The sequence below is a fragment of the Gilliamella sp. ESL0443 genome (assembly GCF_019469165.1).
In the GTDB taxonomy this organism is placed as follows: Bacteria; Pseudomonadota; Gammaproteobacteria; order Enterobacterales; family Orbaceae; genus Gilliamella; species Gilliamella apicola_E.
The window spans coordinates 1,821,878-1,834,405 of record NZ_CP048263.1; the positions used below are offsets into that span (position 1 = coordinate 1,821,878).

Here is a 12,528-nt window from a genome sequence, read left to right on the forward strand (position 1 = left end):
GATTATTGATAATGTTTAGTCATGGAATAATTCAAGCAGCCTATGTACTTGCTGCATTACTTTTTATATTTAGTTTACGAGGACTATCAAATCAAGAATCAGCCAAATCTGGAAACATTTATGGCATGGTTGGTATGGTAATTGCACTTATTGCTGCTATTGCAAGTATTAAAGGCGGACTACACTGGATCATTATTGCTATGGTCATTGGTGCAGCTATTGGTCTTTATCTTGCTAAAAAAGTAGAAATGACACAAATGCCAGAGCTTGTTGCACTACTCCACAGTTTCGTTGGTATGGCTGCAGTTCTCGTTGGTTTCAATAGCTTCTTAGATTCTAATATTATGGTTTTCACTGGCAGCGAACTTACTGTACATTTAGTAGAAATTTTTATTGGTATCTTTATTGGTGCAGTTACTTTTTCTGGCTCAGTCGTTGCATTTGGAAAACTAAATGGCCGCATTAGCTCTAAACCACTTTCTATTCCTTATAAACACTACTGGAACTTAGCGGCAATCGTTGTTTCAGTAATTTTGATGTTTACTTTTATTGGTGTGAAAAGTGGCGCAGGCGCACTTGTTAGTCTACTTGTTATGACTATCATCGCATTAGTATTTGGCTTCCATCTTGTGGCATCAATTGGTGGTGCAGACATGCCTGTAGTTATTTCAATGCTTAACTCATATTCTGGATGGGCAGCAGCTGCAGCAGGATTTATGTTAGGTAATGATTTACTTATTGTAACCGGTGCTTTAGTTGGTTCTTCAGGGGCAATTCTTTCTTACATCATGTGTAAAGCAATGAATCGCTCATTCATCAGCGTCATTGCCGGTGGTTTTGGTAGCGATGGTAGCGCATCAAGCTCTTCAGAAGAAGAACAAGGTGAATACCGTGAAATGCAGCCAGCAGAAGTTGCTCAAACATTAAAAGAAGCACGTTCAGTTATTATCGTACCAGGTTATGGTATGGCTGTTGCTCAAGCACAAGGTGCTGTAAGCAATATTACTGAAAAGCTTCGTGGTATGGGTATAGAAGTCCGTTTTGGTATTCACCCAGTTGCAGGGCGTTTACCTGGTCACATGAATGTATTATTAGCCGAAGCAAAAGTACCTTACGATATTGTATTAGAAATGGATGAAATCAATGATGACTTCCCTGATACAGATGTTGTTTGGGTAATTGGTGCAAATGATACAGTTAACCCGGCAGCGGAAGAAGATCCAAACAGCCCTATCGCAGGTATGCCTGTTCTTGAAGTTTGGAAAGCAAAAACGGTTATTATATCCAAACGCTCAATGAATACCGGATATGCTGGAGTACAAAATCCACTATTCTTTAAAGAAAATAGCTATATGTTATTTGGTGATGCTAAAGATAGTGTTGAAAAAGTGCTACAAAATCTTTAATAACGTTATGTTGTTAAAAACAAAAATTACTGCGGTTTAACCGCAGTAATTTAATAAAAAATGAATTATGTTCATTCAAATTTTGTTTAGCTAGAAAATCCGATATTAAGCTTATTCTTTCATGATGTATTTCGTTTCTACTTTTATTCCCACCATCCATACAAATAATGTCTTCTCCTTTTTAATCTTTCTCTAAATTATCTATTGCGCCTGATTTACAAACTTGTATGAAGCTCAAGTGCATTGCATCTGAAATGATAAGATGATAAAGGCTTTGTTAAAAATCGTTGTAAATAGCCAGATTGTAGATTTACATCCATATCTCCAACATCAATGCCAGCACCAATAATTAAAGAAGGAAATTGAATATAACAAATAGTGTACTTTAGGCATTATCTTAACCCTTATTTAAAAGTACAAATATAATCTAGATTAATCAAGAAAATACCTTTATGGTAAGTTAAAATGTCAATATCAACCTACCATAATTATTCATTATTATTTTTGATTTTTTCTTTATGATAAAGGTAATAAGCGCCACGAGAAACCATACGAAGTTGAAATATAAGATCTTCAATTAGTTTTTGGCGTTGTACTATGTCGAAATCAATTGCTTCCGCGCCAGCATTAAATGCGATAGTCACCATTGCTTCGGCTTGAGCTTCATTATAATGATGTGGCATTTGATTGGCATTGTCTAAATAATCAACAAGCTCCACAATAAAGTGCTGAATTTCGCGTGCAATTGCCGATCTGAATGCTGAAGAAGTTCCGGCTTTTTCTCTGAGCAACAATAAAAATACTTTAGGGTTTTTATCAATAAATTCAATAAAGGTGGTTACCGAAGTTCGAAGAACACTCCCTCCCTTTTCAATACGTTTTCGAGCTTGGCGCAATAATTGACGAAGAGTTAAACCGCTCTCATCAACCATCGCTAAACCTAACTCATCCATATCACGAAAATGGCGATAAAATGATGTAGCAGCTATACCTGCCTCACGGGAAACTTCGCGCAGACTTAAACTTGCAAAACCTTGTTCCGCGTTGAGTTGATGAAATGCAGCATCAATTAAACTTCGACGAGTTCTCTCCTTTTGCTGCGCTCTAACTCCACAGGTTTTAACATTTTTCATTTTTTAAATTCTGCGCTATAAGAAATATAAATTATTTCTGGCCTAACAGTCGTTCTTTTTCAGCAAAGACTTTTGGCATATGGTCACGAATAGTTTTAGCGATAGTTTCATAACGAGAACGTAATGGAGAACCAGGTCGATAAATTAAAGCGATGCTTCGTGTTGGGACAGGATCAGTACATGGAATATAGCAAATATTATCACGAGTACGTTCATTTGGAGCCGCTAACTCTGGAAATAAAGTAATTCCACGTCCTGCTGATATCATACTACGCAATGTTTCTAAACTCGTCGCTTTAAATTGTTTATCTTCATCAATTCCTACCTGAAAACAATACCCCATAGCATGTTCGCGTAGACAATGACCATCCTCCAACATTAAAAATTTCTTCCCTTTCAGACTAGAAAGCTTAACTGTCTGTTTACTAGCTAATTCATCATTTGCAGGAACGGCTAAAAACATAGGTTCATTGAATAAAGGTAGTTCAATAAATTGTGAGGTTTCTTTTACTTGAGCGATAATAGCACAATCCAATTTTCCACTTTCAAGTTGAGCAACAATATTGGCAGTTTGCGCTTCATGTAAATAAAGTTCTAGTTGAGGAAAGGATTCATGTAATACGGTAATCACATGTGGTAATAAATATGGAGCGATAGTCGGAATTAATCCAATATGCATAGGACCAGCCATCTCTTCCCCCTGACGACTAGCCATCTCTTTTAAAATCTGTATATTACGTAAAATTTCTTTAGCTTGCTCAACAAGCATCATGCCAGTTTGAGTAAATAACACTTTACGACTAGTACGTTCAAGTAACATTACGCCTAATTCGTCTTCAAGTTTTCTGATTTGACCACTTAGTGTTGGTTGACTAACATTACAAGCATCAGCTGCTTTACGAAAGTGCCGGAATTCAGCTAATGATACAAAATATTCCAAATCTCGAATATTCATAGAGTCCCCAATAAGTTATCAGTTAATATTTTTATACTCTTAATTGTAAACCAAATTAATAATTATTTTTATCAAAAATCTTTTTTTAAAAGAGTATAAGTTTAATTAAATCAATTAGTCATTAATAAAATAAATAAGATAATCTATTTTGAATTAATTTTTATTAAGTTAAAAAATAATCTAACTAATTGTACTATATAAATTACTATTGTTGATAATTATGTTCAAAAAATCAAATAAAATATTTAATTAATATAAAGAAATTTCCTTTATTTTGCTTGGTATAACTATTTCAAGAAAAATGGAAAGTTAGATTTAATTGCGATATAATCGCGCGCTATATTTTAGTATAGACCATTATTGATTCGAGGTGCGCTATTTTTAAACAAGTTTCTCGCTTTTATCGTAAAATGTTCCATCATAAAGAGCGACAAGAGTCGCATTATATTTCCATCTCACGTAATGAGCATAATATTTCTCGGAAAAATATAAGCGAAAATGCGTTGAAAGTACTTTATCGATTGAATAAACAAGGATATGAAGCCTATCTCGTAGGTGGTTGTATCCGCGATCTTCTTTTAGGTAAAAAACCAAAAGATTTCGATATTGCGACAAATGCTACACCAGAACAAATTCAAAAGATTTTTCGAAATTGCCGCTTGATAGGTAAACGCTTTCGTTTAGCTCATATTATGTTTGGAAAAGAGATAATTGAGGTTGCAACGTTCCGAGGTGATCATGATGATCAGAGTGAACAAAAGAACATATCAAAACGATCACAAGCAGGTATGTTATTACGAGATAATGTCTATGGAACGATAGAGCAAGATGCCGTTCGTCGTGATTTCACTATGAATGCGCTTTATTATAGCGTCAAAGATTATACAATTCGTGATTATTGTGGTGGACTAAAAGATTTACAAAATGGCATTATTCGATTAATTGGTGAGCCACAAACAAGATATCGTGAAGATCCAGTCAGAATGTTAAGGACAATCCGTTTTGCAGCAAAACTTAACATGAAAATTGACCCTGCTACTGCTGAACCAATAAAAAAACTGGCTCCATTATTAAATAATATTCCTTCTGCCCGCCTTTTTGATGAATCTTTGAAATTATTACAATCAGGATATGGTTACGATACTTATATATTATTAAAGCAGTATCATTTATTTAAACAATTGTTTCCAGTGGTTGAACGTTTATTTACACATGACCATGAAGGAAATATGGAAAAAATGATTGCTCAAGTGTTAAAAAATACTGATTACCGTATAGCAAATGAGCAACGCATAAACCCTGCTTTTTTATATGCAGCATTTTTTTGGTATCCAATTATAGAACAAACTCAATTAAACTGCATTGAGAGCGGTTTGCAATATTATGATTCTTTTTCTATGGCAATTAATGATGTACTAAATGAGCAATGCCGTATTATCGCTATACCAAGACGTTTGACAGCGGTTATGGGTGATATGTGGCGATTACAATTAAGAATGAAAAAACGAGAAGGAAAACGTGCATTTATCATCTTAGAGCATCAAAAGTTCCGAGCAGCTTATGATCTATTAGAAATGCGAGCTTCTATCGAAAAAGGTGAGCTTTTAGATTTAGCTAAGTGGTGGGATGAATTTCAACAAGTATCGACTGAAAAGAAAATAGTCATGGTAAGACAACTTGGTAAAACGAATAAACGACGGACTAAACGTTAATTTTCATTCGCACTTTTATAAATAACCGCTATAATGTTTCAATTAAAATAATCATAATCATATTCTAATCATTAATGAAAAAATTATCGCTTTCTCGTATTGCTATAGCTATAACATTTTCTTTGTACAATTATAGCAGCCCAAGTTATGCAATAGATTTACCAAAAAATGACACTACTAATCCGCAGTGTCTTGTTGGTGTACCTAAATTTGAGCGACCAATTGTTAATGGAGATATAAATACATTACCTATTAATGCAGAAGCAGATGAGTTTGAAGGACTTTATCCTAATTTAGCTATTTACAAAGGTCGTGTTTATGTAGAGCAAGGCAATCGTACAGTTTTAGCTGATAAAGTGACGATTGACTCAAAAGATGCAAATAATCGGATGGTTACACTCGATGGTGATATCACTTATCAAGATAATATGATACAAACCAAAGGTAACCACGCATCAATGAATCTAAATAGCAATGATGCGAATATAAATCCAAGTGAGTATCAATTAGTTAATAGACTTGGACGAGGTGAAGCCGATGAGATCAAACTTGAAAAGAATCGCTATGTAATTCTTAAAAATGGTAGTTTTACCTCCTGTCCTGTAGGAGATAGTGCTTGGAATATTACAGGTTCAACAATTATTCACGATAATGAAGAACAGTTGTTGGAAGTTTGGAATGCGGTATTTAGAATAGAGAAAGTACCTGTTCTTTACTCACCTTATTTACAATTGCCTACAGGCAATAAAAGACGATCAGGATTGTTAATTCCTAATTTTGGTTACGATAGTGTTGATGGTATCGATTTTTCATTACCGTATTATTGGAACATTGCTCCAAATTATGATGCAACTATAACACCACGAATACTACAACACCGTGGTGTACAGTTACAAACTGAGTTTCGCTACTTAAATCAATTAGGATTAGGGACTTTCGCTTTTGACTGGTTACAGCATGATAATCAATACAGTGACGATAGAAAAAAATCAACAAATGGCAACAGATACGATAACAATCGTAATCGATGGTTATTCTATTGGAAAAACGACGAATTAATTAACTACAATTGGCGTTTTATAGCTGATACTACACGAGTCAGTGACAATCAATATTTAACAGATCTCAGTTCTAAATATGCGTCTCAAACAGCTGGATATCTGACTCAGTTTTATAAATTAGCATACAATGATGAAAATTGGGATGTTGCTTTAGGTTACAAACACTTCCAACCATTCCACTATGATATTCTTTACCAAACTCAGCCTCAATTAGATATCAACTATTATAACTACGAGCTGGGACCATTAAAATTTAAGACTTTTTCACAACTTTCTCATTTTATAAATTCAACAGATAATGAACCCGAAGCTTGGCGAGTCCATATAGAACCAACTATCAATTATACAGTTACAAATTCTTGGGCAAATTTATCTGCAGAAACTGGTTTTATGGCAACTCATTACAACCAGAAAAACATATTTAAATATAATAATAATCTTGAACACATAAAAGAAGGGATAAAGTTAGATCGCACAGTAAATCGTTTTATACCGAGATTTAGTATTGATGGTAAAGTAATTTTTGAAAGAGACTTTGATCTAATCGATGGGTATAGCCAAACACTCGAACCTAGAGTGAAATATACTTATAACCCTTATCGTAACCAATCAAATATTGGAAATTACGATTCCACACTCTTACAAGCTGATTACATTGGTTTATTTAGAGATCAAACATATAGTGGTTTAGACCGTATTGCATCAACAAATAAACTTTCAACGGGTGTAACTACACGTTTTTATGATAGTAACAAAGTTGAAAAATTTAATATGTCCTTAGGGCAAATTACCTATTTTACAAAATCTAAAACCGGTGATCACAATAATGAATTAGATAAAAATTCTGATACAGGTAGTGTCACTTGGGCAACAGATAATTTCTGGCGAATTAGTGACGATATTATTTTCCGAAGCGGGATTCAATACGACACCCGTATTGATACTATTTCGCTAGCCAATACAACGTTTGAATATCGACCATCGGGTGACAAATTAATTCAATTATCTTATCGTTATGCCAATCGTAACTATATTGACACTGTAGATGACAGGTATAAGTATTCCGCATATAAAGGTTACAAACAAGATCTTTCTCAAGCCGGCATTATGGTTAGTTGGCCACTATCTGAAAAAGTGAGTGCTGTGGGATCTTATTATTATGATATTAAGCAAAAACAGATTTCAGACAGTTTTATTGGGGTAAATTATAGCGACTGCTGTTGGGGAGTAACCGTACAATATGGACGCAAATTAACCGACTGGGATAACACAGAACATATAAGTAAATACAAAAACAAACTGTCAATTAACTTTGAACTTAAAGGTTTAGGAAGTAATCGTGACACGCAAGCCAAAATGTTAAACTTTGGTAAATTACCTTATACAACAACATTTGAATAAACATACTAATAAATTTATTGTGGGAAATTTAATACCGCAACAACATAATGAGTTGAGTAAATATGAAATTATTAAAACTTTTTATTGCATTAAACTTGAGTGTTAATTTAGTGCTCTTTACACCTTTTTCAGCAAATGCAGCTCCAAAAGTGGTAGAACAGGTTGCAGCTGTTGTGAATAACAACGTCATTTTAGAAAGTGATGTTAGTGACATGCTCAAAACGATTAAAGCGAGCGCCGATCCTAAATCTTTACCTAATGATAAAATACTTAGAAAACAAATTATTGATCGCCTTGTTGTTGAAAAATTAATTTTACAAAGAGCGGCTAAAGCAAAAATTACTATTAGTGATGATGAAGTTACCGCCGCAATCGATAGAATAGCTGCTGAAAATGGTATGACAATAGATCAACTAAGAAGCAGATTATCAACTATGGGCATGAGCTATAGCACTTATCGTGATCGTATTCATACTGATATGCTAATAGAACAAGCGCGCTTGCATGAAGTTCGACCTAGAATCAAAGTCTCTAACAGAGAAGTAGAACATTTAACCAAAACAATAGCTAACCAACCAACTAACAATATTGATGTTAAAATTAGTCATATTCTCATTACTATTCCAGAAAAAGCGTCTAAACAACAAGTTGATAGTGCTACCAATAAAGCGATGGACATCATCAATCGTGCAAAAAAAGGGGAAAATTTTGCTAAATTAGCCGCGTCATACTCAAATGATGATCTTGCTTTAAAAGGTGGATCAATGGGCTGGAAAAAGTTAAATGAGTTACCTACTATTTTTGAGGAACGACTAATTCGAGCGCCAAAAGGAAGTATTATAGGACCAATTCGCTCTGGAGTTGGGATTCACATATTAAAAGTTGACGATAACCGTTCTGAAACACCACAAAAAATTACACTTCAAGAAGTTAATGCTCGTCATATTTTAATTAAAACCAACGTATTAGTTACCGATCAGGTGGCTAAACAAAAATTAATTAACATTCGCAAAGCCATTACCAGCGGAGCAACAACTTTTGCTGCAGCAGCAAAAGCTAACTCAGAAGACACTGGTTCAAAAGATAGTGGTGGTAATTTAGGATGGAATAGGCCAGAAGTTTATGATGAAGGTTTCAGGACTGCATTATCACAATTGAAAAAGGGTGAAATCAGTCAACCAATAAAATCATCTTATGGTTGGCATATAATCCAACTAATTGATACCAGACAAACTGACGGTACAAACTTAGTTAAAAAAGATCAAGCTTATCGTATGATTTTCAATAGAAAATTTGCTGAAGAAGCACAAGTTTGGATTCAAGAGTTAAAAGGTGATGCATATATCAAAATTACAGGTGACGGTAAGAATGAATAATCGTGTTCATCAAGGTCATTTTGCCCGTAAACGATTTGGTCAAAACTTTCTACATGATAATTATATTATTGAAAGTATTGTGGCAGCCATACAACCTAAGAAAGGAGAAGCACTGGTTGAAATAGGACCAGGGCTTGCCGCATTGACAGTACCTGTAAGTAAATTGGTAGATCATTTAACTGTTATTGAGATTGATAGAGATTTAGCTAGCCGATTAGTTGAAAATCCTTTTTTACAAAATAAAATCAGTGTGATTGAACAAGACGCACTAAATTTTGATTTCAACAAATTGTCCGATACATTAGGTCAACCTCTGAGAGTTTTTGGTAATTTACCTTATAATATTTCAACACCATTGATGTTTCACTTATTCGAATATGCACCAATCATTACTGATATGCATTTTATGCTGCAAAAAGAGGTTGTTACTCGTTTAGTTGCTGCACCTAACAGCAAAAGTTATGGTCGATTGAGTGTTATGGCACAATACTACTGCCAAATCATCCCTGTTTTAGAAGTACCACCTACAGCTTTTAAACCAGCACCTAAAGTTGATTCAGCTGTAGTTAAACTAATACCTTACAAAGAAAAGCCCTATTTAGTTAATGATATTAAAGTACTATCACGTATTACTACCGAAGCTTTTAACCAAAGACGTAAAACAATTCGTAATAGCTTAAGTAATTTATTTAACAGTGAGCAAATAGCTGAATTAGGTATTGACCCGAATTTACGTGCGGAAAATTTGACAGTACAACAATATTGTCTGTTAGCAAACGCTTGGAAATAACCTTATGGCAAATCTAATAATTGGTGATATTCACGGCTGTTATGATGAGTTTATGCGACTATTAGAGAAAGCTGATTTTTCATCATCAGATACCTTATGGCTTACTGGAGATTTAGTTGCTAGAGGACCAAAATCACTTGAAGTTCTTAGATTTGTAAAACAAAACAGCGAACAAACAAGATTAGTTTTAGGTAACCACGACTTACATTTACTCTCAATTTACGCCAATGTTACACCATCAAAAAAGAAGGATAATCTTGACGAACTCATCCACGCTGATGATTTCGATGAACTAATGAATTGGTTGCGTAAACAACCATTAATTCAAATAGATGAAAAATTAAAACTTATTATGACTCATGCCGGAATATCTCCACAATGGGATCTTGAAACATTGAAAAAATGTGCTAATGATCTTCATCAGGTTTTAAGTAGTGACTCATATCCCCTCTTTCTTGACAAAATGTATGGTAACTTTCCTGATGAATGGTCATATGAATTACAAGGGTTAGATCGATTACGCTTCATTGCTAATGCTTTAACAAGAATGCGTTACTGTTACGAAGATGGACGGCTTGATTTTTATTGTAAAGATCAACCAGATGAGGCTCCATCGAAACTTAAACCATGGTTTTCATTACCAAGTAAAATTCCATCAGAATATAGTATTGCTTTTGGTCATTGGGCAGCATTGAATGGAAAAGGAACACCTGAAAATATTTACGCACTCGATACAGGGTGCTGTTGGGGTGGCAAATTAACATGTTTACGATTTGAAGATAAAAAATATTTCAAAAAGAAAAACATGAAAAATTAAAAATAAAAGAATAATTAAAGGGTTATTTTATTATGTCTGTACTAACTGTTATAAAAGCAATATGGAAAGGTATCAATTTAATTAGAGAAATATTTCTTAACCTAATTTTCTTAATCATAATCCTATTGATCTTTAGTGGTATTGCATTATTTAAAGAATCACAAAAGCAAGACATCATTCCTCAATATGGCACATTAGTTATAAATCTTGAAGGCGTTATTGTCGACAACTCGCTTTATAGTGATGAATTGTATGAAATACAAAATAAATTATATGGTAAAAGAGTAAATCTATCACGCGAAAATAGTTTATTCGATTTAGTGCAAAAAATATCACAAGCTACATCAGATCCTAATATAAATAGCATAGTCCTAAAATTGGACAACTTTGTCGGAGCAGACTTAAGTTCTTTGCAATATCTTGGTAAATATTTAAACAAATTCAAAGAGGCAAATAAGCCTATTTACGCTATCGGTTCAAGCTTCAATCAAAGCCAATATTATTTGGCCGCTTATGCTAATAAAATCTATTTAACTCCATTAGGTGCAGTTAATGTTTTTGGATTATCCGCCAATAATTTGTACTACAAAACATTACTAGACAACTTAAAGATTAATACTCATGTTTTTCGTGTAGGAACTTATAAATCAGCTATTGAGCCATTTATCAGAGATAATATGTCAGAAGAAGCAAGAAGTAACACATCTCGATGGTTAAACTTAATGTGGAATAACTACCTTAATGACATTTCTGCAGAACGCAAAAAAGCACCAACACAACTAGTTCCCCCAACTGGTAAAATGTTATCAGAACTAAAATCTGTTAATGGTAATATGGCCCAATACGCTTTAGCAAACGGTTTAATTGATGCTATAAGTGATGAATTTGATTTTGAACTTGAACATAAAATAAAGCAAAAAGTCAGTATCTATGATTATAGACTTAAGGAAGATGCTGAAGAATCAAACAAAGAACCCAAAATAGCTGTTATTTTTGTGAATGGAACTATTACTAACGGCGCAAATAGCAGTAATGTAGCCGGTAGCCAAGATATTGTTAAACAATTAAGAGATATTCGTAATAAATTACAAAGAAATAATATACAGGCTATCGTACTCAGAGTAAATAGTCCAGGAGGAAGTGTCGAAGCTTCAGAAGCAATTCGCAGTGAACTAGAAACTTTACGTCGTTACCAAATCCCGGTTGTTGTTTCTATGGGTGGTATGGCTGCTTCTGGAGGATACTGGATATCAACTGCATCTGATTATATTATCGCTAGTCCGAATACGATTACAGGTTCTATAGGTATTTTTGGCATTTTACCAACCTTTGAAAACTCACTTTCTCATATTGGTGTTTATAACGATGGGGTTTCAACCTCACCATTGGCAAATAACAGCCTAACTCAAAATTTATCCGATGAAATGAATCAATTCATTCAACTGAATATTGATAATGGTTACTTGAATTTCATCTCTTTGGTAGCAAAAGCTCGTAATATGACGCCAGAACAAGTAGATCATATAGCTCAAGGGCAAGTTTGGCTCGGCTCCGAAGGAAGTAAAAATGGCTTAGTGGATAAATTAGGGGATTTTGACGATGCGGTTGACATGGCTGCAACATTAGCCAATATTTCTAATTATAAAATAGATTGGCAAAAGCCTGAAGGAAGCTGGTTCAATGCACTTTACTCAGATATGCTTGCTATGATGCCAAAATCAACAGCAGAGGTATTTTTTGAGCATATCCCAGAAGTAAAACAAATCAAGCAGCAAGTTTCACTATGGGATAAGTTCCAAGATTCACAAAACCGTTATATCTACTGTCTAAACTGTGCTGATGTTCGATAATAAAAATCCACCTTACGGTGGATTTTT

At 34.1% G+C, this 12,528-nt stretch carries 9 protein-coding genes; 7 read left to right on the forward strand and 2 right to left on the reverse strand.

Translation table 11 applies throughout. The features are described 5' to 3' along the window. Positions 1-11 precede the first annotated feature (11 nt). On the forward strand, positions 12-1,406 hold the full coding sequence (gene pntB, locus GYM76_RS08260) for a Re/Si-specific NAD(P)(+) transhydrogenase subunit beta (RefSeq protein WP_065562366.1): 1,395 nt from the start codon (positions 12-14) through the stop codon (positions 1,404-1,406). A 488-nt stretch (positions 1,407-1,894) separates the two neighbouring features. On the opposite strand, the gene fabR is transcribed toward pntB, so the two are convergent. Both fabR and oxyR read right to left on the reverse strand, forming a co-directional pair. After that, positions 1,895-2,539 carry an HTH-type transcriptional repressor FabR gene (gene fabR / locus GYM76_RS08265; RefSeq protein WP_220225155.1) on the reverse strand — a complete coding sequence of 215 codons (645 nt, stop codon included), beginning with the start codon at positions 2,537-2,539 and terminating at the stop codon, positions 1,895-1,897. Between the two features lie 31 nt (positions 2,540-2,570). Further along, entirely contained in the window at positions 2,571-3,494 is a 924-nt protein-coding gene (oxyR, locus tag GYM76_RS08270) for a DNA-binding transcriptional regulator OxyR (RefSeq protein WP_220225156.1), read from the reverse strand. A gap of 410 nt (positions 3,495-3,904) precedes the next feature. On the opposite strand from oxyR, the gene pcnB reads away from it, so the two are divergent. From pcnB to sppA, 6 genes are all read left to right on the forward strand, one after another. Then, positions 3,905-5,206 (forward strand): polynucleotide adenylyltransferase PcnB, encoded by a 1,302-nt coding sequence (gene pcnB, locus GYM76_RS08275; protein ID WP_220225157.1) that lies wholly within the window; start codon positions 3,905-3,907, stop codon positions 5,204-5,206. Positions 5,207-5,280: 74 nt separating this feature from the next. Then, positions 5,281-7,668, forward strand: a complete 2,388-nt coding sequence (lptD, locus tag GYM76_RS08280) for an LPS assembly protein LptD (protein ID WP_220225158.1) — start codon at positions 5,281-5,283, stop codon at positions 7,666-7,668. Between the two features lie 62 nt (positions 7,669-7,730). Then, positions 7,731-9,044: a peptidylprolyl isomerase SurA gene (surA, locus tag GYM76_RS08285; protein ID WP_220225159.1), complete on the forward strand. Its 1,314-nt coding sequence runs from the start codon at positions 7,731-7,733 to the stop codon at positions 9,042-9,044. After that, a complete protein-coding gene (gene rsmA, locus GYM76_RS08290; RefSeq protein ID WP_220225160.1) occupies positions 9,037-9,834 on the forward strand; it encodes a 16S rRNA (adenine(1518)-N(6)/adenine(1519)-N(6))-dimethyltransferase RsmA in 798 nt (265 codons plus the stop codon). The genes surA and rsmA overlap by 8 nt, the downstream gene beginning before the upstream one ends. Positions 9,835-9,838: 4 nt before the next feature. After that, the gene (gene apaH / locus GYM76_RS08295; RefSeq protein WP_220225161.1) at positions 9,839-10,651 is read left to right on the forward strand and encodes a bis(5'-nucleosyl)-tetraphosphatase (symmetrical) ApaH; all 813 of its coding nucleotides are present in this window, start codon (positions 9,839-9,841) and stop codon (positions 10,649-10,651) included. Positions 10,652-10,683: 32 nt separating this feature from the next. Beyond that, positions 10,684-12,501: a signal peptide peptidase SppA gene (gene sppA, locus GYM76_RS08300; protein WP_220225162.1), complete on the forward strand. Its 1,818-nt coding sequence runs from the start codon at positions 10,684-10,686 to the stop codon at positions 12,499-12,501. The last annotated feature ends 27 nt before the right edge of the window (positions 12,502-12,528 follow it).